The 22,721-nt window shown below is 68.7% G+C and carries 20 protein-coding genes; 12 read left to right on the plus strand and 8 right to left on the minus strand.

Translation table 11 applies throughout. The annotated features are described in order from the left end of the window. Positions 1-7: 7 nt before the first annotated feature. The 3 genes from ACWGL1_RS13790 to ACWGL1_RS13800 form a co-directional block, all read right to left on the minus strand. Positions 8-1,183: an acetylornithine transaminase gene (locus ACWGL1_RS13790; protein WP_452112367.1), complete on the minus strand. Its 1,176-nt coding sequence runs from the start codon at positions 1,181-1,183 to the stop codon at positions 8-10. Positions 1,184-1,317: 134 nt separating this feature from the next. Continuing rightward, complete coding sequence (locus tag ACWGL1_RS13795) at positions 1,318-2,232, minus strand: M20/M25/M40 family metallo-hydrolase (RefSeq protein WP_452112303.1); 915 nt, start codon at positions 2,230-2,232, stop codon at positions 1,318-1,320. Positions 2,233-2,289: 57 nt separating this feature from the next. Next, the gene (locus tag ACWGL1_RS13800; RefSeq protein WP_346485118.1) at positions 2,290-3,126 is read right to left on the minus strand and encodes an ABC transporter permease; all 837 of its coding nucleotides are present in this window, start codon (positions 3,124-3,126) and stop codon (positions 2,290-2,292) included. Positions 3,127-3,358: 232 nt separating this feature from the next. Here ACWGL1_RS13800 and gcrA point away from each other — a divergent pair, with 232 nt between their 5' ends. From gcrA to gyrB, 9 genes are all read left to right on the plus strand, one after another. Next, the gene (gene gcrA, locus ACWGL1_RS13805; protein ID WP_338577261.1) at positions 3,359-3,898 is read left to right on the plus strand and encodes a cell cycle sigma 70 cofactor GcrA; all 540 of its coding nucleotides are present in this window, start codon (positions 3,359-3,361) and stop codon (positions 3,896-3,898) included. Positions 3,899-4,266: 368 nt separating this feature from the next. Next, positions 4,267-5,130 carry a bifunctional DNA-formamidopyrimidine glycosylase/DNA-(apurinic or apyrimidinic site) lyase gene (gene mutM / locus ACWGL1_RS13810; RefSeq protein ID WP_338577262.1) on the plus strand — a complete coding sequence of 288 codons (864 nt, stop codon included), beginning with the start codon at positions 4,267-4,269 and terminating at the stop codon, positions 5,128-5,130. Positions 5,131-5,195: 65 nt separating this feature from the next. Continuing rightward, positions 5,196-5,981, plus strand: a complete 786-nt coding sequence (locus ACWGL1_RS13815) for an enoyl-CoA hydratase (RefSeq protein ID WP_452112304.1) — start codon at positions 5,196-5,198, stop codon at positions 5,979-5,981. A gap of 164 nt (positions 5,982-6,145) precedes the next feature. Continuing rightward, complete coding sequence (gene rpsT, locus ACWGL1_RS13820) at positions 6,146-6,415, plus strand: 30S ribosomal protein S20 (protein WP_024355020.1); 270 nt, start codon at positions 6,146-6,148, stop codon at positions 6,413-6,415. A 514-nt stretch (positions 6,416-6,929) separates the two neighbouring features. Further along, a complete protein-coding gene (dnaA, locus tag ACWGL1_RS13825; protein ID WP_338577264.1) occupies positions 6,930-8,348 on the plus strand; it encodes a chromosomal replication initiator protein DnaA in 1,419 nt (472 codons plus the stop codon). A 185-nt stretch (positions 8,349-8,533) separates the two neighbouring features. Then, a complete protein-coding gene (dnaN, locus tag ACWGL1_RS13830; protein ID WP_452112305.1) occupies positions 8,534-9,652 on the plus strand; it encodes a DNA polymerase III subunit beta in 1,119 nt (372 codons plus the stop codon). A 78-nt stretch (positions 9,653-9,730) separates the two neighbouring features. After that, positions 9,731-10,012 carry a GIY-YIG nuclease family protein gene (locus tag ACWGL1_RS13835; protein ID WP_452112306.1) on the plus strand — a complete coding sequence of 94 codons (282 nt, stop codon included), beginning with the start codon at positions 9,731-9,733 and terminating at the stop codon, positions 10,010-10,012. Between the two features lie 59 nt (positions 10,013-10,071). Beyond that, positions 10,072-11,202, plus strand: coding sequence for a DNA replication/repair protein RecF (recF, locus tag ACWGL1_RS13840; protein WP_452112307.1), 1,131 nt, complete (start codon positions 10,072-10,074; stop codon positions 11,200-11,202). A gap of 136 nt (positions 11,203-11,338) precedes the next feature. Then, positions 11,339-13,768 (plus strand): DNA topoisomerase (ATP-hydrolyzing) subunit B, encoded by a 2,430-nt coding sequence (gyrB, locus tag ACWGL1_RS13845; protein WP_452112308.1) that lies wholly within the window; start codon positions 11,339-11,341, stop codon positions 13,766-13,768. Positions 13,769-13,771: 3 nt separating this feature from the next. Here the strand turns inward: gyrB and ACWGL1_RS13850 are convergent, their stop codons facing one another. The 3 genes from ACWGL1_RS13850 to ACWGL1_RS13860 form a co-directional block, all read right to left on the minus strand. Continuing rightward, complete coding sequence (locus ACWGL1_RS13850) at positions 13,772-14,326, minus strand: hypothetical protein (RefSeq protein ID WP_452112309.1); 555 nt, start codon at positions 14,324-14,326, stop codon at positions 13,772-13,774. 81 nt (positions 14,327-14,407) lie between these two features. Further along, positions 14,408-15,772, minus strand: coding sequence for a diguanylate cyclase (locus ACWGL1_RS13855; protein WP_452112310.1), 1,365 nt, complete (start codon positions 15,770-15,772; stop codon positions 14,408-14,410). 158 nt (positions 15,773-15,930) lie between these two features. After that, positions 15,931-16,374, minus strand: a complete 444-nt coding sequence (locus tag ACWGL1_RS13860) for a hypothetical protein (protein ID WP_291781052.1) — start codon at positions 16,372-16,374, stop codon at positions 15,931-15,933. Between the two features lie 115 nt (positions 16,375-16,489). On the opposite strand from ACWGL1_RS13860, the gene ACWGL1_RS13865 reads away from it, so the two are divergent. Further along, positions 16,490-17,419: an alpha/beta fold hydrolase gene (locus tag ACWGL1_RS13865; RefSeq protein WP_452112311.1), complete on the plus strand. Its 930-nt coding sequence runs from the start codon at positions 16,490-16,492 to the stop codon at positions 17,417-17,419. Positions 17,420-17,423: 4 nt separating this feature from the next. On the opposite strand, the gene ACWGL1_RS13870 is transcribed toward ACWGL1_RS13865, so the two are convergent. Together ACWGL1_RS13870 and recQ are read right to left on the minus strand one after the other, a co-directional pair. Next, entirely contained in the window at positions 17,424-18,926 is a 1,503-nt protein-coding gene (locus ACWGL1_RS13870; protein ID WP_452112312.1) for a S41 family peptidase, read from the minus strand. A gap of 80 nt (positions 18,927-19,006) precedes the next feature. Continuing rightward, positions 19,007-20,875, minus strand: a complete 1,869-nt coding sequence (gene recQ, locus ACWGL1_RS13875; protein ID WP_452112368.1) for a DNA helicase RecQ — start codon at positions 20,873-20,875, stop codon at positions 19,007-19,009. 83 nt (positions 20,876-20,958) lie between these two features. Here recQ and ACWGL1_RS13880 point away from each other — a divergent pair, with 83 nt between their 5' ends. Beyond that, entirely contained in the window at positions 20,959-21,858 is a 900-nt protein-coding gene (locus tag ACWGL1_RS13880) for a class I SAM-dependent methyltransferase (RefSeq protein WP_452112313.1), read from the plus strand. Further along, positions 21,858-22,595 (plus strand): pseudouridine synthase, encoded by a 738-nt coding sequence (locus ACWGL1_RS13885; RefSeq protein WP_452112314.1) that lies wholly within the window; start codon positions 21,858-21,860, stop codon positions 22,593-22,595. Before ACWGL1_RS13880 ends, ACWGL1_RS13885 begins: the two co-directional genes overlap by 1 nt. Positions 22,596-22,721: the final 126 nt, after the last annotated feature.

The raw sequence follows: 22,721 nt of genomic DNA on the forward strand, positions 1-22,721 counted from the left end.
AACAGCGTCAGCCCGCGACCTTGGCGCGAGCGAACTCGCAGGCCTTCTCGAACTTCTCGACGGCCTCCCGGGCCTCTTCGAGCGTGATGTTCAGCGGCGGCAAGATGCGGACCAGGTTGTCGCCGCCGCCGGCGACCAGCAGCCTGGCCTCGTCGCGGGCCCAGCCCATGAACTCGCGGTTGTTCGGAACTAGTTTGACGCCCAGCAGCAGACCCTTGCCGCGCACCTCGACGATCACGTCGGGGAAGCGCTCCTGCAGGCCATGAAGTTGCTGCTTCAGATAGCCGGCGACTTCGTTGACGTTGTTCAGGATGGCGTCGGACGACACCTCGGCGAAGGCGGCCTTGCCGACCGCCATGGCCAGCGGGTTGCCGCCGAAGGTCGAGCCGTGCACGCCGACCGTCATGCCCTTGGCCGCCTCGGCGGTGGCCAGGCAGGCGCCGATAGGGAAGCCGCCGCCCAGGGCCTTGGCGATGGCCATGATGTCCGGCGTCATGCCCGCCCATTCGTGGGCCCACAGCTTGCCGGTGCGGCCCATGCCGCACTGAACCTCGTCGAAGATGATCAGGACGCCGTACTTGTCAGCCATCTCGCGCATCCAGCGCAGATCGGCGTCCGGCGTGGCGCGGCAGCCGCCCTCGCCCTGAACCGGCTCCAGGATGATCGCCGCCGTGGTCGGATTCTCGAACGCCGCCGTCAGGGCGTCCTTGTCGCCCCACTTCAGCTGATGGAAGCCCTCCATCTTGGGCCCGAAGCCCTCGGTGTAGCTGGGGTTGGCGGCGGCGTTGATGGCGCCGTAGGTGCGGCCGTGGAACGAGCCGTCGAAGCCGTAGATGTCGATCCGCTCAGGCTGGCCGTTGGCGACGTGGAATTTGCGCGCCGTCTTCAGGGCGCATTCGACGGCCTCGGTGCCCGAGTTGGTGAAGAAGACGACGTCGGCAAAGGACTTGGCGCACAGATCATCGGCCAGGGCGTCCTGCCCCGGAATCCGGAAGATGTTGGAGACGTGCCACAGCTTCTCGGCCTGATCCTTGACCGCCTGCACCAGCTTGGGGTGGGCGTGGCCCAGGGCGTTGGTCGAGATGCCCGAGACGCAGTCCAGATACTCCGTGCCGTCCGTGGACCACAGGCGGACGCCCTGGCCGCGCTCCACTTCCAGCGGCGCGCGATTGTAGACACCCATCAGATGACCGGACACTTGGCAGACTCCATAAAGCGAGACGGTCCCGGCGCGTCTGCGACGGGACCGCTTTGGAAAAGGGCGACGAACTTGTCGGGCGCTATTCCGGCTTAGTCAACACCACGCGGGGCGCGAATTCAGCGCAGTTGCGCGTCCAGCTTCACGATCAGGGCCGCATAGGTCCGGCCCGCCAGGTCGATCGTGTGGCCCTCGACCGCCTCGATCGCGTCGTCTTTGGAATGGATGAGGCGGAAGACCTGCGGGACGAAGCCCTCGGCCAGGCCGTTGGTCTCGCCGCCGTTGAAGGCCAGCCACATCTGATGGGCCCCGACCTCGTCCTGGAAGCCCAGGGAGACGACCGGCGCGCCGGCGGCCGAGAAGGCGCGGTCGTCCGACGGCGGATACTCAGGGAAGCCGACGCACTGCTGGGCGCGCTCGGCGCACAGCTCCTGCACCGCGCGGGTGACGAAGGCCGACTGCGCCCCGTTGTTCTGGCCGTACATCATGGTGTCGCCATAGGCGGCGACGTCCGAGTTCACCACGGCCGCGACATGGGCGATCCCGTGCGCCTCGATCCACTTCTTGGCGCCGATCAGGCCCAGCTCTTCCTGGTCGAAGAAGATGATGCGGACGCGGTGCGACAGCGGCGCCTCGCGCAGGATCTTGGCCGCCTCGATCAGGGCGACGACAGAGCCGGCGTTGTCGACCAGGCCGTCCGCCATCGTTCCGTCGCGCAGTTTCACCGCGTCGTAGTGGGCGGTGAGCAGGATTTCCTTCTCGCCCTCGCCGAGGGTGACGACGACGTTTGAGCCCTGCATCGGACCGGCGCGGCCGCCGCCCTCGAAGGTCTCGACCGTCGGGGCGAAGCCCTCGGCCCGAAGCTGGCCCAGCAGCACCTCCAGACGCTCGGCGTTGGACGGCTTGACGTAGGCCCCGACCTGTTCGCGCAGATCGGCAGCGCGGTTCTGGGCCAAGGACGGCGCGGCCGTCAGGCAGACGGCGGCCAGGCAGACGCCGCTGGCGACGGCTTTCAGACGAAGACGAAACGACATGGCGAGGCCCCTTTCGCGAAGGCCCCTCGCCCCGCGCTCGACGCCTTGATTAAAACGTCAGCTCTTCAGCCGCCAGCCCGAACGGAAGACCAGCCAGCAGGCGGCGCCCAGGACCACGGTCAGCACGGCGCTCATGACCACGCCGATCGCCAGACTGCCCTCGGCGTGGCCGATGAAGCCCGCCCGGAAACCGTCGATCAGATAGAAGAAGGGGTTGAACTTGCTGATGCTGGCGAAGGGCTCGGGCAGGCTGTCGATCAGATAGAAGGTGCCCGACAGGAAGGTCATCGGCATGACCACGAAGTTCTGCACCGCCGACAGATGGTCGAACTTCTCGGACCACAGACCCGCCAGCACTCCGACCATGCCCATCAGCAGGGAGGCGATCAGGCCGAACCAGACGATCAGGGCGATGTTGGCCAGACCCAGCCTGGCGAAGGGCATGACGCAGATCGCCGTCACCAGGCCGACCGCCACCCCGCGCGTCGCCGCGCCCAGGGTGAAGCCGATCGTCAGCTCCAGCGGGCTGAGCGGCGGGGTCAGGAAGTCGGTCGCCGTGCCCATGATCTTGGCCTGGATCAGGCTGGAGGAGGCGTTGGCGAAGGCGTTCTGAAGAATGGCCATCATGATCAGGCCCGGCGCCACAAACTCGGCGAAGGGCGTGCCGTGCAACGGCGGCCTCGCCCCCTTCAGCGCCACCACGAAGACCATCATGTAGAGCAGGGTCGTCACCACCGGCGCCGCCACCGTCTGGGCGCCCACCTTCCAGAAGCGGCGGACCTCCTTCAGGTAGAGGGTGCGCAGGCCCACCCAGTTGATCCCGTCATAGCGACGGGGCTGGGGCAGGCCGTGAGGGGCGGAAGGGGCGTCGGAACCGGCGGTCAGGTGCGTCATGCGGCCTCAGATGCGACAGCCAAGCCGGTTTCGCAAGGCGTGGGGCCTGTGGATGACGACCAAGAAATTGAGTCAAATCGAGACATTAACCATACTAGATATAGTTTCTGTGGACAGGTGAATTCCCACATATTGCGTGTTTTAAGAGGTGATTTACGATTAGAGGCGTGATGAGGGGCCGAAATTCGGACTCCGGCACAAGATGTTGAATCCGACTCCGCAGGAGGGCGACATGAACCCAGGCTGGACCGAAGACCGCGTCGGCGCGCTGAAGAAGCTGTGGCTGGAAGGCCAGTCAGCGAGCCAGATCGCCAAGGCCCTGGGCGGCGGCGTGACCCGCAACGCCGTGATCGGCAAGGTGCACCGCCTGGGCCTGTCGGGCCGGGCCGCCCCGTCGCAGCCCGCGCGGACCACCTTCCGCCCGGCTCGTCCGCGCGCCGCCGCTCCGGCCGCGCCGACGCAGGCCCCCTCGGCGCCGCGCCGCATCGAGGCCGCCGCGCCGCGCCCCGTCGTCGCCGCGCCTCAGACGCCCGCCCCGGCCCCCGCGCCTGAACTGGCCGGCACCGCCACCGTGCTGACGCTGGGCGCCCACATGTGCAAATGGCCGATCGGCGACCCCTCGACCAGCGAGTTCAGCTTCTGCGGCCGCCGCGCCTCGGAAGGCGTCTACTGCGTCGAGCACGCCCGCGTCGCCTACCAGCCCCAGGTCCGCAAGAGCGCCGGCAAGGACGCCTCGTCCGACCTGGCCCGCAGCCTGCGGCGGTACATCTAAGTCCGCTATCGCTCGCGACGCGGTCGCTCGCTGCTTGAGCTCTAAGCCTGCTAGCGTTCGCCGCGCGGCGGCTCGCTGCTTGAGCAGGGCCGCCGCGTCGTCGACTTTCGGCCCCATGGCCGACACGAACGGTCCCTAGAGGGGCCGCCGTCCGCCCCGCCGGTTTCCGGCGGGCTCCGGGGCGGGACTGCGGTTCTCCGGGTTGACGCAGTCCCATCCAGGCCCTCGCCTTCGGCGGGGATTTTTGCTTTTGGCCCATCGCGCATCTCGCCGTCCGACACCGTTCAGGACCTCGGCCCTGCGAGCGAGCCGGACGCCCGGCGTAGACGGGAGATGCGGCGAGAGGCGTGACAGGCTAGATTTGCGCCATGCCTGAACTTCCCGAAGTCGAAACCGTGCGTCGCGGCCTGCAGCCGGTGCTGGAGGGCGCGCGCCTGACGGCGCCGCGCCAGAACCGGCCGGACCTGCGCTTCCCCTTTCCCGAGCGCTTCGTCGAGCGGCTGGAGGGCGCATCCGTGCTGCGGCTGGAGCGGCGGGCGAAATACCTGCTGTTTCCCCTGTCCACCGGCGAGACCTGGATCACGCACTTAGGGATGACCGGGCGCTTCACCCTGGAGGGCGTCGCCCCCGGCGCGTTCGAAACGGCCGCCCCTGTCATGGGCAAGCATGAGCACATGAGCCTGACGGCCGATCGGGACGGGGTGCTGACGCGGCTGGGCTACGCCGACGCCCGGCGCTTCGGTTTCATGGGCCTGATCCCCACCGAGGCGGTCGAGGGTCACGCCTGGTTCGCCAAGCTGGGACCCGAGCCTCTGGGCAACGCCTTTTCGGGCGCGCATCTGGCCGAGGCCTTTGCGGGCAAGGCGCAGAACATCAAGGTCAGCCTGCTGGACCAGTGCATCGTGGCCGGCCTGGGCAACATCTATGTATGCGAGGCCCTGTACCGCGCGCGCATCTCGCCCCTGACGGCGGCGAGCGAGGTCAGCCGCCCCCGACTGGAGCGGCTGGCGCTCGAGGTCCGCAACGTCCTGCACGACGCCATCGCGGCGGGCGGGTCGACGTTGAAGGACTTCGCCAACGTCGAGGGCGGACAGGGCTATTTCCAGCACCGCTTCGACGTCTATGGGCGCGAGCATGAGCCGTGCCGCACCGCGGGCTGTCGCGGCGTGGTGAAACGCATCGTGCAGGGCGGGCGCTCGACCTTCTTCTGCCCGGTCTGCCAGAAGCGCTAGCCGGGTGTTTGCGCAGGCCGCCCGAGCGGCTAGACCTGCCCGCGAAGACAGATGAGGAGCGCCCCATGGCCGACGCCTATTCCACCCTGCTGATTGAACGGCACGCCGACGGCTATGCGGTCGTCACCCTGAACCGGCCCGAGGCGCTGAACGCCCTGAACACCACCCTGACCGGCGAACTGGGCGACTTCCTCGAAAGCGTGGCCGACGACGACAGCGTGCGCTGCATCGTCCTGACCGGCTCGGCGAAGGCCTTTGCGGCGGGCGCCGACATCAAGGAGATGGCGGATCAGGCCTACGCCGACATGTATCGCGGCAACTTCTTCGCGCGCGCCCACGACCGGGTGGCGAGCTTCCGCAAGCCGATCATCGCGGCGGTTTCGGGCTATGCCCTGGGCGGCGGCTGCGAACTGGCCATGCTGTGCGACTTCATCATCGCCTCCGAGACGGCCAAGTTCGGCCAGCCCGAGATCAACCTGGGCGTGGCGCCCGGCATCGGCGGCTCCCAGCGCCTGACCCGCGCCGTGGGCAAGGCCAAGGCGATGGACATGTGCCTGACCGGCCGGATGATGGACGCGGCCGAAGCCGAGCGCGCCGGACTGGTGTCGCGCGTCGTCGCCGCCGACGCCCTGCTGGACGAGGCGCGCGCCGCCGCCGCCAAGATCGCCGGACAGTCGATCCTGGCCGTCATGGCCAACAAGGAGCTGGTCAACGCCGCCTTCGAGACGACCCTGGCGCAGGGCGTGGTGTTCGAGCGCCGGCTGTTCCACTCCCTGTTCGCCTTCGACGACCAGAAGGAGGGCATGGCCGCCTTCGTCGAGAAGCGGAAGCCCGCTTTCACCGGACGCTGAATCCTGTCGGGGCCGGATCATATGGGGCGCAAACCCCGGCCCCGACTCAATTCCCGCCGGATCGCGTTGACCGTCCGGGGGGTTTCCGCTATAGCCGCGCGCTCTTGAGATTTTCTCGCCGTGGACGTGGGTCTACGGCGTTTTCGTTCGAAGGTTTTTACCCGATGGCCAACAATGCAGGCGCCCGCAAGGCGATCCGCAAGATCGAAGCGCGGACCGAAGTGAACAAGGCCCGCCGCACCCGCGTTCGCACCTACCTGCGCAAGTTCCAGGAAGCCGTCACGGGCGGCGACGTGGAGACCGCCAAGGCCGCGTTCATCACCGCCCAGTCGGAACTGATGCGCGCCGTGTCCAAGGGCGTGGTTCACAAGAACACCGGCTCGCGCAAGGTCAGCCGTCTGGCCGCCCAGCTGAAGAAGCTGTCGGCCGCCTGATTTCGCAGGGGCGCTCGGACGGGTCTTCACGGCTTCGTCAAACGGCGCAATGCGACGGCTACGGAAGGCCTGTAACAGGCATTTCGTAAAAGAATGTAAGAAATTCAACGGCGAGGAAGCGCAAGCTCCCTCGCCGTCTTGCTGTCTGCGCCTAAGTGGCGCTTGACGATTCCGGTTCTGGAATGAGGCGAAATCGCCATTTTCCCAAGCCCTGCCGAGGTTTGCCGGAGTCAATCAATTTAAGTGCGAATCTCGACTCGAATCAGCGTTGATCTCCGCCGCTCCGGGGGTAAGTTGAGGGGGTAACGCACTTCCGTCCTTTCTGGATGAAGACGAGGGAAATCAATGGTTTCCCTTGGCGCGAGATGTCTGTCTGCGAGTACGACCCCGCTTGCGAAGCCTGCTTCGCGAGACGAGAGAAGTCGTCCCTGGACCCGATATCTCGAAGGGCGTTCGTCGGTGATAACTCTTGTGGCGGGTGTTCTGAATGATCGGGGGCGCGGCGATGGCGGGAATGACGGATCCCAACCGTATCTGGACCGAGGCGGCGGACCGCCTGAAGGCTGAGATCGGGGACGGACCCTTCAGCAGCTATATCGCGCCCTCCGCGGTGCGTGTGGACTCACAGGGCAATCTGATCCTGGTGACGCCGACCGCCTATGCGCGCGACTGGGTGCGCAAGAACGCCCTGCGCCGGATGAACGAGCTGTGGCTGGGTCTGGACGGTCTGGCCCGCCGCCTGGACGTGCGCTGCCGCGCTGAGATGGGTTCGGTCCCGCCGGCCGCCGCCTCGGGCGTCGCGCCGCGCCTGGCCTCGATCAGCGCCGCCCCCGCCGCCTCGCCTGCCGCGCCCGCCTTCGCTCCGGCCACCGACGGCGCCCGCGCCGTGCGCGCTGCGGGCCTGCAGGAGCGCCTGACCTTCGACAGCTTCGTCGAAGGCCACGGCAACGCCTTCGCCCTGGCCATCGCCAAGCAAGTGGCGACCTGGGCCGACGGCCACTTCAACCCCGTCTTCTTCTGCGGCCCCTACGGCTACGGCAAGACGCACCTGCTGAACGCCATCGCCTGGGAGGCCCAGCGCCTGCGCCCGGACGCCAAGGTGGTCTATCTGACCGCCGAACGCTTCCTGTCGACCTTCGTGCGCGCCATGCAGGACCGCTCGACCGCCGCCTTCAAGGAAAGCCTGCGCTCGGCCGACATGCTGCTGCTGGACGACGTCCAGTTCGTCGGCGGCAAGACCTCGACCCAGGAAGAGCTGCTGAACACCCTCACGGCCCTGATCGAGGACGGCAAGCGCATCGTCCTGTCGGCCGACCGCGCGCCGATGGCCCTGACCGACGTCGAGCCGCGCCTGCGCAGCCACCTGGCCGCCGGCCTGACCTGCCCGGTCGAGGCGGCGGATCGCGACCTGAAGGTCGCCGTCGCCCAGTCGCGCCTGAACGCCCTGGCCCAGCTGGGCGTCGTCTCGGGCGAGGCACGCGCCGATGTGCTGGAGCATCTGATCGATCGCACCCCCGGCTCGATGCGCGAGCTGGAAGGCGCCGTGAACACCCTGGCCGCCGTCGCCGGAAGCCGCCTGTCGGCCCTGACGGTCGATGAGGTTCAATCCCTGCTGGGCGCCGCCCTGCGCACCGGACCCGAGCGCCGCATCACCGTGGACGAGATCCAGAAGACGGTGGCCGAGCACTTCAACCTGAAACAGGCCGACCTGTTGAGCGAGCGCCGCACCCGCGCCATCGCCCGCCCGCGCCAGATCGCCATGTATCTGTGCAAGCAGCACACCACCCGCTCCTATCCCGACATCGGCCGCCGCTTCGGCGGGCGCGACCACACCACCGTCCTGCACGGGGTCCGCAAGATCGAGGAGCTGATGCCCAAGGACGACCAGATCGCCCGCGACGTCGAGGCCCTGACGCGCAAACTGCGCGGGTAAGTCCCTAGCCCGCTCATCCCGGCGAAGGCCGGGATGAGCGGATTTAAGGGCGATCGCCTGTGGAAATCGGGGGCAGACGGCGTAGAGACGCCTCTGCCCGTTGCCCCTTTCGCTCAATGCGCTAGTGTTCCCGCCCATATTTAAGGCGACGCTGCTTCGGCGGGGTCGCGACCGGGCGAGACCATATGCAGCTGACCATCGAACGTTCCGCGCTTCTTCGGGCCCTGGGGCACGTCCAGAGCGTGGTCGAGCGTCGCAACACCATTCCGATCCTGTCCAACGTGCTGCTGAGCGCCGGGCGCGACCGCCTGTCGTTCGCCGCCACCGACCTGGACATGGAAATGGTCGACGAGGCCGAGGCCCAGGTGAACGTCGAGGGCCAGATCACGGCCCCGGCCCACACCCTGTATGAAATCGTGCGCAAGCTGCCGGACGGCGCTGAGGTGTCGCTGACCTATTCGGGCGACGATCCGCGTCTGGTGGTGGCGGCGGGCCGTTCGCGCTTCAACCTGCCGGTCCTGCCGGCGGGCGACTTCCCGGTCATGTCGACCGAGGCCTCGGGCGCGCGCTACACCCTGCCCAAGGAAGACCTGGCGCGCCTGATCGACAAGACGCGCTTCGCCGTCTCGACCGAAGAGACGCGCTACTATCTGAACGGCCTGTATCTGCACACCGTGGCCGACGGCGGCATTCCGCTGCTGCGCGCCGTGGCCACCGACGGCCACCGCCTGGCCCTGGCCGAGACCCCGGCGCCCGAAGGCGCGGCGGGCGGCCCCGGCGTCATCGTGCCTCGCAAGACGGTGGACCAGGTCCGCCGCCTGCTGGACGACGGCGCCGGCCCGGTCGAGGTCCAGGTCTCGGCCCAGAAGATCCGCTTCGAGTTCGGCCAGGCCAGCCTGACCTCCAAGGTCATCGACGGCGCCTTCCCCGACTATCTGCGCGTCATCCCCAAGGGCAACGACAAACAGGCCGACATCGACAACGCCCTGTTCGCCAAGGCCGTCGACCGAGTGGCCACCATCTCGGCCGAGAAGAGCCGCTCGGTGAAGCTGGCCTTCGACAACGACCGGGTGAAGCTGACCGTCCGCAACATGGAAGCCGGTCAGGCCGAGGAAGAGGTCGAGATCGGCTATTCCGACGAACCGTTCGAGATCGGCTTCAACGCCCGCTACCTGCTGGACGTCGCCGGTCAGATCACCGGCGAAACGGCCCACTTCAAGTTCGCGGACCCGGCTAGCCCGACGCTGGTCCTCGACCCGGCCGACGTGGGCGTGCAGTACGTGCTGATGCCGCTGCGGGTGTAGGGCTAGCCGGTGCTGCCCCCTCTTCCGCTCATCCCGGCGGACGCCGGGACCCAGTGAGAGCCGGGAGCGGTCGGTCGGATGTTCTACGTCTACATTCTGGCCAGCCGCCCTAACGGCACGCTCTACACAGGTTCGACTGACGACCTGCTGAAGCGGATCGTGGAACATCGCGAGAAATTGCGCGGCGGCTTCACGGCGAAGTACGATGTTTCGCGACTGGTCTGGTACGAAGTCCACGACTCTCGAGCGGCGGCCTTTGTTCGCGAACGCCGCATCAAGGAATGGCGGCGCGAGTGGAAGCTGGACCTGATCGAGCGTATGAACCCTGAATGGGCCGATCTGTTCGAGACGCTCCTTTGAACCGCGCCGCTTGCGGCCAAAGCACTGGGTCCCGGCGTCCGCCGGGATGAGCGGATAGATTGAGCCTCACCACCCTCGCCCTCACCGACTTCCGCTCCTATGCGGGCGCGACCCTGCCGGTTTCCGGCGGGACGGTGGTGCTGCATGGGCCGAACGGGGCGGGCAAGACCAACCTTCTGGAAGCGATCAGCCTGCTGACCCCCGGCAAGGGGCTGCGCGGGGCGACGGCGGCCGAGATGGGACGGCGCGAGCCGGGCGAAGCGGTCGGGCGGCCCTGGGCCGTGGCGGCGACGCTGCAGGCCGCCGACGGCGACGAAGTGCGCCTGGGCACCGGGGTCCAGACCATGGGCCCGTCGGCGCGGCGCATCGTGCGCATCGACGGCGAGACGGCGCCGCCGGGGCGGCTGCTGGACCACCTCCGCCCGGTCTGGGCCACGCCGGAGCAGGACCGGCTGTTCTCGGACGCGCGGGCCGAGCGGCTGCGGTTCTTCGACCGCCTGGTCTTCGCCGCCCATCCTGACCACGCCGCCGTCGTCTCGACCTATGAAAAGGCCCTGCGCGAGCGGTTGCGCCTGCTGACCGACGAGACTCGTCCTGCCGATCCTCTGTGGCTGGATGCGCTAGAGGCGCGGCTGGCCGAGAGCGGCGCCCGGGCGGCGATGGCGCGCGCCGGGGCGTTGAGGGCGCTTCAGGCCGGGATCGACGCCCGCGCCGACCGTCCCTTCCCGCAGGCCGATCTGGGGCTCGCGGGACCGGCCGAGGAGATGGCGGCGGCGGGCGCGGACGAGGCCGACATCGTCGAAGCGCTGGGCGAAGGCCTGATGCGCGCCCGCGCCCGCGACGCGGCGGCCGGGCGCAGCCTGTTCGGGCCGCACCGCTCGGACCTGACGGCCCTGCACCGCGAGAAAAACCGCCCCGCCGCCGAAGGCTCGTCCGGCGAGCAGAAGGCCCTGGTGCTGAACCTGATCCTGGCCCAGGTGGCGCGGCTGGCGGATCAGCCTGCGCGGCCCGTTCTGCTGCTGGACGAAGCGCCCGCCCACCTGGACGAAGCCCGCCGCGCCGCCCTGTTCGACGAGATCGAGGCGCTGAAGCTTCAGGCCTTCATGACCGGGACGGAGCGGCCGCTGTTCGCCGCCCTGGAAGGCCGCGCGCAGTTCGTGGCGGTGGAAGGCGGCGGGCTGTCGGCATAGGGCTTAAAGGCTCGCTTTTTCCGTCGAATTTCCTATATATCTGAGACTTCGGGGCGCGCTGATTTGCGGTCCTGAAACGGGCGGCTTTCGCGTCGCCTCTTCCCTGTCCGCCCGCGGACCCTGAGCCGACGTTTTCATGACCGAACAGACTGCTCCCACGCCAGAGTACGGCGCCGATTCCATCAAGGTTCTCAAAGGCCTGGACGCGGTGCGCAAGCGCCCCGGCATGTATATCGGCGATACGGACGACGGCTCGGGCCTGCACCACATGGTCTATGAGGTGGTGGACAACGCCATCGACGAGGCCCTGGCCGGGCACGCCGATCTGGTGACCGTCACCCTGAACGAGGACGGCTCGGTCACCGTGACCGACAACGGACGCGGCATTCCGGTGGCGACCCACGCCGAGGAAGGCATTTCGGCGGCCGAGGTCATCATGACCCAGCTGCACGCGGGCGGTAAGTTCGACCAGAACTCCTACAAGGTGTCCGGCGGTCTGCACGGCGTGGGCGTCTCGGTGGTCAACGCCCTGTCGGACTGGCTGGAGCTGGTCATCTATCGCGAGGGCAAGAAGCACAGCGTGCGCTTCGAGCGCGGCGAGACGGTGCGGTCGCTGGCCGTCATCGGCGATGCGCCGATGCGCGAGGACAAGGGCCGTCTGCTGACCGGCACTGAGGTCACCTTCTATCCGTCGATCGACACCTTCAGCCACATCGACTTCGACCTGAAGACGCTGGAACACCGTCTGCGCGAAATGGCCTTCCTGAATTCGGGCGTGGTCATCAAGCTGAGCGACAGGCGCGGGCCGGAGCCGGTCGAGATCCTGCTGCACTATGAGGGCGGGGTCGAAGCCTTCGTGCGCCACCTGGACAAGTCCAAGACGCCGATCCTGAAGGACGTCATCGTCATCCGCGGCCAGAAGGACGGCATCGAGCTGGACCTGGCCATGTGGTGGAACGATTCCTACCACGAGACGATGTTGTGCTTCACAAACAACATCAACCAGAGGGACGGCGGCACCCACCTTTCGGCCTTCCGCACCAGCCTGACGCGCGTCATGGGCGCCTATATCGAAAGCTCGGGGCTGGCCAAGAAGGAGAAGGTCTCCATCTCGGGCGAAGATGCGCGCGAGGGTCTGACCTGCGTCCTGTCGGTCAAGGTGCCGGACCCGAAATTCTCCAGCCAGACCAAGGACAAGCTGGTCTCGTCCGAGGTGCGGCCGGCCGTCGAAAGCCTGTGCACCGAAGGCCTGTCGACCTGGTTCGAGGAACACCCGGTCGAGGCCAAGCTGGTCGTCTCCAAGATCATCGAGGCGGCATCGGCGCGTGAGGCCGCCCGCAAGGCGCGCGACCTGACCCGTCGCAAGTCGGCGCTGGAGATCTCCTCCCTGCCCGGCAAGCTGGCGGACTGTCAGGAACGCGATCCGGCCAAGTCCGAACTGTTCATCGTCGAGGGCGATTCCGCCGGCGGCTCGGCCAAGCAGGCGCGCAACCGCGAGAACCAGGCCGTCCTGCCCCTGCGCGGCAAGATCCTGAATGTCGAGCGCGCCCGGTTCGACCGGATGCTGTCGTCCGACACCATCGGGACCCTGATCCTGGCGCTGGGCACGGGCATCGGCCGCGACGATTTCGACGCGGACAAGCTGCGCTATCACAAGATCATCCTGATGGCGGACGCCGACGTCGACGGCGCCCACATCCGCACCCTGCTGCTGACCTTCTTCTATCGTCAGATGCCGGAGCTGATCGAACGCGGCCACGTCTACATCGCCCAGCCGCCGCTCTATAAGGTCTCCAAGGGCAAGCAGCACCGCTACATCAAGGATCAGGCGGAGATGGACGCCTATCTGATCGAGGAAGGCAGCGCCGAGGCGACGCTGGAGCTGGCCTCGGGCGAGGTGCGCGCCAGCATGGACCTGCAGGAACTGGTCCGCGAGGCCAAGGCGTTCAAGGCCCTGGTCGACCGCCTGGCCGCCCGCGCCCCGGCCTTCGCCATCGAACAGGGCGCCCTGGCGGGCCTGTTCGACGAGAACGCCGGCGAACTGGCCGAACGCGCCGCGCGCGCGGCCGAGCGGCTGAACCTCTACGCCGAGGAAGGCGACGGTCCGTGGAGCGGCGAACCGGCCGCCCAGGGCGGGGTGGCCTTCAACCGCGTGCGCCGCGCCGTCAGCGAGACCATCGTGCTGGACGAGGTGCTGGGTCGGTCGCTGGACGCCCGTCGTCTGGCCGAGCGCGCCGCCGCCTTCGACGGCCTGTTCTCGGCACCGGCCGTCTATCGCCGCAAGGACAAGACCACGACCATCCGCGGCCCGCTGGACCTGCTGGCGGCCGTTCTGGACGCGGGCAAGAAGGGCATCGCCATTCAGCGCTACAAGGGTCTGGGCGAGATGAACCCGGAACAGCTGTGGGAGACGACGCTGGACGCCAACGCCCGCACCCTGCTGCAGGTCAAGGTCGAGCACGGCGACGACGCCGACGACCTGTTCGCCAAGCTGATGGGCGACGTGGTCGAACCGCGCCGCGAGTTCATCCAGGACAACGCCCTGGACGCCGCCGTCGACGCCTGACGCCTAGAACATCATCAAGACCGTGTGGGCGAGCAGGACGACCAGTCCCGCCCGCTGCACAGCGACGTTCGGCCAGATCAGCATGGGAATGATGCAGGCGTAGCGGACGCCCTGGTAGATCAGGAAGCCGAGCGCGGCGGGAACGAAGCCGTCGTTCAGCGCCACCGCATAGATGACGTTGACGACGCTGCTGGCGAGCACGGGGACCAGCAAGGCCCCGGCGAGGATCCGGCGATGTTCGGCGTAATAGGCCTCCAGCGACGCGGTTTCGTCGTGACGGGGCCGGATGACCTGGCTGATGAAGATGTAGGGCAGGGCCATCGCCAGGCAGATGAGAAGCTCGCCGGGGCCTAGCTTCATATCCGCCTGGGCGCGGAACAGGGACAGCCATTGCTGACAGGCTGCGGTCAGGACGACGGCGCCCAGCAGCGGGACCGTCCAGCCGATGACGACCCGGCCGCACACCTTGTACATCTCCGCGAAGGCGGTCGCGACATTGGCGACCGCCAGCCCGAGCAGCAGGGCGTAGAAGGCGAAAAGCGCGTCAAATTCCGACATTGCGTCCCCCTGCCCGCCACGGATGATAACTCCGTTTTTCAAGCGAGGGGAAGCGTCTTTGCGACAGCCGTCGCGGGGCCGTCAGGCGCTGCGGCGGTCCTGCTCGACGCGGTTGCGACCGTTCTGTTTGGCGCGATAGAGGGCGTCGTCGGCCGCCTTGACCAGATAGTTCTCGTCCGGATGGCCGCGATGCTCGGCGACGCCGATGGACGCCGTGACGTTGAAGGGCGCCAGGCCCGCCGCCGTGATCGGCTTGGCCGCCAGGGCCAGACGCATGCGCTCGGCGATGGTCGCAGCCTGGTGCAGATGGGTCTCGACCAGGACGATCAGGAATTCCTCCCCGCCGTAACGGAAGACGAAGTCGCTGGGACGGACGTTCTCGGTCACCGCCTCGGCCACCTGGCGCAGCACCTCGTCGCCGACCGGATGGCCGTGCGTGTCGTTGATCCGCTTGAAGTGGTCGACGTCCAGCAGCAGCACCGACAGCGGCGTGTGGTTGGTGTTGGCGAAGCCGATCTCACGGCTCAGGATCGATGACAGGAAGCGCCGGTTCAGGGCGCGGGTCAGCGGGTCGCGACCGCCCTCCATGCCCGCCAGCCCCTGGAACATCTCGTTCAGCAGGAAGGCGACCTCCTCGACGGCGGCCTCCAGCGCCTTCAGGGGGGCGGCCAGCTCGGCCGGGGCCGCGCCGGGCGTGAAGCGAGGCAAGAGCGCGCCGTCGATCCGTTCCATCGTCGCGTTCAGCCGCGCCAGGTGCGGCGAGCCGTCGAACAGGAAGTCGGCCCGATGTCGGATCCACAGGCCGAAGGGCGAGGCCCCCAGGGCGCCCGCCCCGTCGACGCCGCCCGAGGCGAGGATGCGGAACAGGGTCTTCTGGCTCCACTCCATCAGGCCGGCGCGCTGGCTCTCGCGCTCGAAGTGGATGTCCTGATCCAGAGAGAAGAGGCGGTAGGCCTCGTCCAGGCGCGCCCGGTTGCTGGCGCCCTTCTCATAGGACTGACTCATCAGGCGAAGGGCGTGATCGATGCGCCGACCGACCAGGCGCAACAGATCGAAGGCCGCCGGGTCCGCCGCAAGATCATCGGCCAGCCGCGCCTTCAGCACCGCCGCCCCGGCCATGACCAGATGCATGGGAATCTTGATGCGGGCGTGGACCTCGCCGATCTTGGTCTGGCGGGCGATGAAGGCCTCGCCCTCGACGTCCTGTTCGGGTGCGAACAGGTCGATCAGCCAGTTGCGCAGGGACGGGCTGAGCCGCTCCTGGACGATGGAGTGGTGCAGGAAGGTCTGGGCCTCGGGGTCGTCGAGCAGCACCTGATAGAAGGCCGCCACCATGGCGTCGGCCTGATCATGGAGCAGGGCGCGCAGACGCTCCAGGCTCAGCGGGTCGACCGGCGGCTCGGGAGCGATGGGCGACGTGACGACGGCCGACGTCGGATGGGGCAAGGCGGCGACTCTGACTGTTTACACTACGGGTCCGGCCGCCTGGACGCCGCCTCAGGCGTTGAGGATGGAGCAAGGGATCGCCCGGACAGGGGCATGCGCCCTTGCGGCTAGGCGATAGACGCCCGGCTGCGCCCCGGCAAGGGCGCTTCGACGGCGGCTCAGTCCGCCCGAGGACGCCCGGCCTCGATGAAGGCGCGGATGGACGGGTAGACAAGCGTGCCGCGCTGGTCATCGCACAGCATGTCCTTGATGTAGGAATCCAGCGAGTTCCGAGCGATGGCGTCGAAGTCGTAGCCGTCGTCGATGCGCTCCTGCTCCGCGCCGTCGGGGCCGTAAAGAACCTCCACGCCCGGCTTGGACTGGTTGGCGCTGCAGCGGATGGTGATCTCGCCGGCGGAATAGGACAGGTCGTCGACCGGGCCGGACGCCGGAACGCGCGCCAGAACGGCCGTTCGCGCGCCGCTCGCCTCGGTGATGGAGTCCACGTCCAGCATGAAGACCGTGGCCGAGCTGCGCGAAACGACGTGCCAGCTTTCGGCCAGGGCGGGCGATGCCGCCAGGGCGGCGACGGCGGCGACAATGGTGATGACAGTTGGTTTCATCTCATCCTCCCCAGGAACAAGGGGATTTCACTCCTGTTAAGACGAAAACACAATGGTCCCGCCACGGGCCCGGCCCGGTCGAGGTTTCGCCGTTATCCACGGGCAGGCTGACGCCATGCGCCAATCGCTCTGTTTCGCCCTTTTCTCCGCCGTTCTGACGATCATCCCGTCGAGCGCGCCGGCGCAAAGCGTCTCCGCCGCCCAGGCAGCGCGCCCGACGACCGCGCCGACGCCGGCGCTGTTCCAGTCCTCGCGCATCCTGGTCGAGACGAAAGGCCAGGGGCCGGACGTGGTGCTCATCCCCGGTCTGGCCTCGACCTCGGCGGTGTGGGCGCGCACGGCGGCGGCTTTGGAAGGCCGCTATCGGGTGCATCTGGTGACGGTGCGCGGCTTCGGCGAGACGGCGCCCGCCGGCAACGCCGAGGGCCTGGTCAGCGCGCCCGTCGCCGCCGAGATCCGCCGCTACATCGAGGAGCAGGGCCTTCGACGCCCGGCCCTGATCGGCCACTCCATGGGCGGCCAGGTGGCCCTCCGGGTCGCCGCCGACGCCGGCGACCGCATCGGCAAGGTCATGGTGGTGGACGCCTCGCCCTTCTTTCCGTCGCTGATCAGCCCCGGATCAACCGCCACCGACGTCGAGCCCCTGGCCCGCATCGCCTATCAGGGCCTGATGCTGCTGGGCGACCAGGCGCTGCGGACCCAGGCGGCCTCCATGGGGCTGGAGCTGGGCGGCGCCGCCGACAATGTGCTGGGCGGCCTCGGCTGGCAGGGCGGCGACCGCCGCGTCCTGGCCCAGGGCCTGTATGAGGTGATGACCACGGACCTGCGCTCGCGTCTGCCGCTGATCGAGGCGCCGGTCACCGTCGTCTACGGCTGGAGCCCGGACGACCGCAGCCCGCGCAGCCACGTCGACGACCTGTTCCGCGCGGGCTACCGCTCCCTGCCCCGCCCGGCCGCCTTCGAACGGGTCGAAGGCGCCGAGCACATGGTCATGATCGATCGCCCGCGGCAGTTTCAGGCGGCGGTCGATCGCTTCCTGCGCTGAGGCGTCAGTTCGGCTGTAGCCGACGGATCGAGGCCAGCAGGGCCGCATCGTCGCTCATGTCGCCTTCGATGACATACTGAGGCCGCTGCGGTTCGTTGTTGCCGCGCGCGCGACCGCGATAGACCTTCATGGGCACGGCGATTTCGGCCAGCCCGCTGGGCAGAGACGCTTGGCGGATCTCCATGTAGACGGTGTCGGCCGAGGTCTCGCGTCCGACCTGGACGGCGCCCACGGTCTTCCACAGGTCGACCGCGTCCAGGCAGGCCGAGCCGCAGCTGGAATCGGTCAGGACGTAGACTCGGCCCTTCATCAGTTGCGGCGTGGGCGGCGACGGGGCGGCGTCGGCCGGCTCCTCGTCATTGGCGCTGCGCCAATAGATCTCGCCGGCGGCCCGGGCCGCCTTCATCCCGTCGACGGCGTCCTCGGCCCAGGCGACCAGCTCCGGCTGGCTGTTCGTGGCGCGCAGCTTGTCCAGGAAGGCGGAGATTTCCGCGATGTTGCCGTCCGAGGCGCGCCAGTCGACGGATTCGATCGCCGGCTCGGGGTGTGCAGCCATCCAGTCGTCGCCCCACAGGACCTGGGCCATCAGCTGGCTCCAGTGCGAGGAGCCGCCGCCGTTGCCCCGCAGGTCCAGCACCACATAGGGGGCGTCGCGCAGGGCGTCCTGCTTGGTCTTCATGTCGGCGATCAGGGATGTCAGTTCGGCGTGGGCCTCGCTGGCGGGGTCGCCGTTGAACGTGGGGGTCGAGATCCAGAAGCCGCCGTCGTCGAAATGCTTCAGGGCGAAGTCGGGCCTGGCGCTCTGCATCAACCGGGCGCGGCGATCGCTCAGATCATCGGGCGCCGCACGCCAGTCGAGGGCGTAGGTCATGGTCGCGCCGTCGGTCTCGAACCGGCAGGCCTTCATCTCGGTCTGCCAGGGGTTTTCCGCACTCAGGAACATCCAGTCGCCCAAACGCGTCCGGATCGCCTCCAGGAACCAGCGCCCCCGGAACTGGCCGATGCGCTGTTCGGCCAGGGCGGCGGCGTCCACCCCGTCGCAGTCGATCAGCCGAGCGCCCAGCGGCGGGACGTCGGCGGCGGACTCGTCGCGATCGACCACCACCTGATCGGCGCCGCGATAGACGGTCAGGAAGCCGGGCCAGCGGGTCGGGAAGCCGAAATCCCTCTGGGCCAGGCTGATCTGGACGTGGCCGTCCTCGAAGCTGGCGACATAGGCGCGCAGCGCCCACCACCAGCCGCCCGCGTCGGTCGTGGTCTTCGCCCGCTCCAACGCCGTCGCCAAGCCCTGGTCCAGACGGTCGCGGAACTGGGGGTTGAGCCGGTCATGCACGCCCGGATGGCTGTCGATCATGATGTCGTGCAGGCCGGTCGCGTCCTGAACCAGGGCGGCCGACCAATCGCGCGGCTGCTCCATCGGCCCTGGCGCTCCGTTTGAAGCCTCTTGCGCCTGCACTGCGCCCGCCATCGCCAGGCAGGCGACGCCCGCCGCCAACATCCGGTTCATGAGCATCCTCTCGTCCCTGTCAGCCAAGGGGTGACAGGGGGAGGAACGGCGCGCCAGTTAAGTTTTGGTCATGGCGACCGTCAGACGACGGCCTCCAGCGCCTCCAGCACGGCCGGGCCGTAACGCTCCAGCTTGCCCGCGCCGACGCCGGGAATGACGGCCAGCTGATCCAGACCGCGCGGCTCCTGAAGGGCGATCTCGACCAGGGTCTTGTCCTGGAAGATGACATAGGGCGGCACGCGCTGTTCGACGGCGCGCTCGCGACGCCAGGCGCGCAGGGCCTCGAAGCGGGCGCGCACGTCGGCGTCCAGCCCCTCGACCGCCAGGTTGCGCCCGGCGTTGCGGCGCGGCTTGTCCAGGGCTGCGGCCCGGATCGGCGCCTGACGCACCCGCACCTCGCGCTCGCCACGATAGACGCCGCGCACGGCCTGAGGGTCGCCCAGGCGGATCAAGGGCTTGCCGTCGTTGGGATCCTCGACCAGCAGCCCCTCGAACATCAGATGGTCGATGACGTCGCGCCAGCCGACCAGCGACAGGTCGGCGCCGACGCCCCAGGTCGACAGCCCCGCCTCCCACGGCTGGACGTCCTTGGTCTTGCCCAGCAGGTGGTCGATGACGCGCGTGCGGCCGAAGCGCTCGCCCAGACGATGCACCGCCGCCAGGGCCTTCTGCGCCGGGATCAGGGCGTCGAAGGTGGCGGGCGGATCGCCACAGACGTCGCAGACGCCGCACGGCTCGGCGTCCTGCTCGCCGAAATAGCGACGCACGGACTGCGGGCGACAGGTCGCGCCGTCCAGCATGGCGAACAACTGGCGCACCTTGCGGGTCTGGACCTGCTTGATCTCCTCGGCCATCGGGCGGCTGTCGAGACGGCGCAGGGACCAGGCGATGTCCGACGGGCCGTAGAGGGTGATGCCCTCGGCCGGTTCGCCGTCGCGTCCGGCGCGGCCGATCTCCTGCCAATAGGCCTCGAGGCTGCCGGGCGGATCGGCGTGGATGACGAAGCGCACGTCCGGCTTGTCCACCCCCATGCCGAAGGCGATGGTGGCGACCATGACGGTCCCGTCCTCGGCCAGGAAGCGCTCCAGCCGCCGGTCGCGCTCGCGGGCGTCGAACCCGGCGTGATAGGCGATGGCGTTGGTCCCGGCGTCTCGCAGCGCGTCGGCCACCCGCTCGCATCCGTCGCGGCTGCCGCAATAGACCACGCCCGAGCGGCCGCGCCGTTCGCGCACCAGTTCGACCACGCGGGCGTCGGTGCGGGCGCGCGAGCCGTTGACCTTGCGCTCGGCGGTCAGCTGCAGGTTCGGGCGAGCGAAGCTGTCGACGAAGACGCGGGCCTCGCCCAGCTTCAGCGAGGCCAGAATGTCGTCGCGCGTGCGGGCGTCGGCGGTGGCGGTGACGGCGATGCGGGGCACGCGGGGGAAGATCTCAGCCAGACGGCCGAGGGTGCGGTAATCGGGGCGGAAGTCGTGGCCCCACTGGGACACGCAGTGCGCCTCGTCAATGGCGATCAGGCTAATCGGCAGTTCGGCCAGCCGCTCCAGCATGGACCCCGACGCCAACCCTTCGGGCGAGACATACAGCAGGTCCAGCTCGCCCGAGCGCGCCGCGCGCCAAACGGCGGAACGCTCGTCCATCGTCAGCCCCGAATCCAGACGGGCGGCGGCGACGCCCTGCTGCTTCAGCGCCTCGACCTGATCGGTCATCAGGGCGATCAGCGGCGAGACGACCAGACCCACGCCCTCGCGCAGGATGGCGGGCACCTGATAGCAGACGCTCTTGCCGCCGCCGGTCGGCAGCACGGCCAGCACGTCGCGCCCGGCCAGGACTTCCTCGATCACCGAGGCTTGCAGTCCTCGAAAATCAGCATGGCCCCACACCCGCTCCAGCAGGGTCCGCGCCTCGTCCAGTGTGGGCGAGAAGTCAGCGGGCGGTGGGAAGTCCAACATGGCGGCCGTTGTGCCGTATTCGGCCGGGGGTGTCACCCGCGAACCCTTCTCCCGCTGTGGGAGAAGGGATTATAGGCAGCGTCATGACCATGCTTCTCTACGGCCGCCCGCCCGCGGTGTTCGATCCGCCGTCGACGGCGACCCAGACCTCGCCTCTGATCCCCGGCTCGACGGCGCTGGAGACGGTCGCGCCCGGATCGGCCGACGGGGCGATGCTCTACGCCCCGCCCGGCGCGGTGGAGCGGCGCTATACGCTGGCCCTGGCGCTGAAGGCGCTGAAACCCGGCGGCCGGCTGGACGTCATGGCGCCCAAGGACAAGGGCGGCTCGCGTCTGGGCAAGGAGTTGAAGGCGTTCGGGCTGGAGGTGATCGAGACGGCCAAGGCCCACCATCGCCGCTGCGTCGTCATTCGCCCCGAGACGGTCGAGGGACTGGAAGCGGCGATCGAGGCGGGCGCGCCGCGCGTGGTTCCGGGGCTGGAGGCCTGGTCGCAGCCGGGCGTCTTCGCCTGGGGCCGGATCGATCCGGGCACAGCCCTGTTGGCCGAAGTCCTGCCGCCGCTGAAGGGGGCGGGCGCCGATCTGGGCTGCGGCTTCGGGGCGCTGTCGACGGTGGTGCTGCGCTCACCTGCCGTCACGGCGCTAAGGCTGGTCGACATCGACCGGCGCGCGGTCGAGGCGGCGAAGCGCAACGTCGAGGACGCGCGCGCCAGCTTCGACTGGGCCGATGTGCGGACGCTGGAAGCGGCGGGCGACCTGGATTTCATCGTCAGCAATCCGCCCTTCCACGACGGCGGGGCCGAGGACCGGCGGCTAGGCCAGAACTTCATCCGCAAGGCGGCCGAGATGCTGAGGAAGGGCGGGACCGCCTGGATCGTCGCCAACCGCCACCTGCCCTATGAGGCCGAGCTGGACGGGGCCTTCAAGCAGGTGCGGATGGTCGTGGATCAGGGCGGCTACAAGATTTTCGAGGCGGTGAAATAATGGCGGGCAAGATTCCGACATCGCGCGTGGACAAGCTGCTCGGCTCGATGGGCTACGGCTCGCGGGCCGAGATGGCGCGGCTGGGCAAGGCGGGCGGCGTCGTGCTGGACGGCGCCGATCTGACCGACGTGTCGAAGCGCATTCCGGTGACGTCCGATCTGCCGATGCGAATGGAGATCGACGGCGAGCCGCTGGACCCCGTGCCCGGCCTCGTCATCCTTTTGAACAAGCCGCTGGGCATGACCTGCTCGCACAAGGAGGACGGAGCGCTGGTCTATGACGTCCTGCCCGACCGCTGGCGGCGGCGCGACCCGGCGATCTCGACCATCGGGCGGCTGGACAAGCAGACGAGCGGCCTGCTGCTGCTGACCGACGACGGCGACCTGCTGCACCGGGTGATCAGTCCCAAGCGCCATGTGGCCAAGGTCTATCGCGCGACGCTGGCGCGGCCGCTGAACGGGACGGAGGGCGCGCTGTTCGCCTCGGGCGAACTGGTGCTGGAGGGCGAGGACAAGCCGCTGGCGCCCGCCGGGCTGGAGGTGGTGTCACCGACGGCGGCTCTGCTGACAGTGACGGAGGGCCGCTATCATCAGGTGCGCCGCATGTTCGCGGCGGTCGGCAATCACGTCGAGGCCCTGCATCGCGAGCGGCTGGGCGGGCTGGCGCTGCCGGATGAGCTGGCGCCGGGCGAATGGCGGCTGCTGACCGAGGATGAGATCGCTTCGATCTTCGCCTGAACCACTCTTTCGTCATCCTCCGGCAAGCCACGCAAGCGGCGCAGACCGGGGGACCCAGCGGCGCGCGTAAGCGCGAAAGAAGCGGGCGTAGCGCTTGCCGTAAACATCGCCTCCGGCGCCGCTGGG

The organism is Brevundimonas sp. NPDC055812 (assembly GCF_053616535.1).

Excerpts from the sequence above, each read along its gene's own strand:
- mutM (WP_338577262.1), top strand. The coding sequence starts at position 4,267 with ATGCCTGAACTTCCCGAAGTCGAAACCGTGCGTCGCGGCCTGCAGCCG.
- ACWGL1_RS13870 (WP_452112312.1), bottom strand. The coding sequence starts at position 18,926 with ATGAACCGGATGTTGGCGGCGGGCGTCGCCTGCCTGGCGATGGCGGGC.
- ACWGL1_RS13880 (WP_452112313.1), top strand. The coding sequence starts at position 20,959 with ATGACCATGCTTCTCTACGGCCGCCCGCCCGCGGTGTTCGATCCGCCG.
- ACWGL1_RS13885 (WP_452112314.1), top strand. The coding sequence starts at position 21,858 with ATGGCGGGCAAGATTCCGACATCGCGCGTGGACAAGCTGCTCGGCTCG.
- recQ (WP_452112368.1), bottom strand. The coding sequence starts at position 20,875 with ATGTTGGACTTCCCACCGCCCGCTGACTTCTCGCCCACACTGGACGAG.
- rpsT (WP_024355020.1), top strand. The coding sequence starts at position 6,146 with ATGGCCAACAATGCAGGCGCCCGCAAGGCGATCCGCAAGATCGAAGCG.
- ACWGL1_RS13790 (WP_452112367.1), bottom strand. The coding sequence starts at position 1,183 with ATGGGTGTCTACAATCGCGCGCCGCTGGAAGTGGAGCGCGGCCAGGGC.
- dnaN (WP_452112305.1), top strand. The coding sequence starts at position 8,534 with ATGCAGCTGACCATCGAACGTTCCGCGCTTCTTCGGGCCCTGGGGCAC.
- dnaA (WP_338577264.1), top strand. The coding sequence starts at position 6,930 with ATGACGGATCCCAACCGTATCTGGACCGAGGCGGCGGACCGCCTGAAG.
- ACWGL1_RS13865 (WP_452112311.1), top strand. The coding sequence starts at position 16,490 with ATGCGCCAATCGCTCTGTTTCGCCCTTTTCTCCGCCGTTCTGACGATC.
- ACWGL1_RS13815 (WP_452112304.1), top strand. The coding sequence starts at position 5,196 with ATGGCCGACGCCTATTCCACCCTGCTGATTGAACGGCACGCCGACGGC.
- ACWGL1_RS13800 (WP_346485118.1), bottom strand. The coding sequence starts at position 3,126 with ATGACGCACCTGACCGCCGGTTCCGACGCCCCTTCCGCCCCTCACGGC.
- ACWGL1_RS13835 (WP_452112306.1), top strand. The coding sequence starts at position 9,731 with ATGTTCTACGTCTACATTCTGGCCAGCCGCCCTAACGGCACGCTCTAC.
- ACWGL1_RS13850 (WP_452112309.1), bottom strand. The coding sequence starts at position 14,326 with ATGTCGGAATTTGACGCGCTTTTCGCCTTCTACGCCCTGCTGCTCGGG.
- ACWGL1_RS13860 (WP_291781052.1), bottom strand. The coding sequence starts at position 16,374 with ATGAAACCAACTGTCATCACCATTGTCGCCGCCGTCGCCGCCCTGGCG.
- gcrA (WP_338577261.1), top strand. The coding sequence starts at position 3,359 with ATGAACCCAGGCTGGACCGAAGACCGCGTCGGCGCGCTGAAGAAGCTG.
- ACWGL1_RS13795 (WP_452112303.1), bottom strand. The coding sequence starts at position 2,232 with ATGTCGTTTCGTCTTCGTCTGAAAGCCGTCGCCAGCGGCGTCTGCCTG.
- gyrB (WP_452112308.1), top strand. The coding sequence starts at position 11,339 with ATGACCGAACAGACTGCTCCCACGCCAGAGTACGGCGCCGATTCCATC.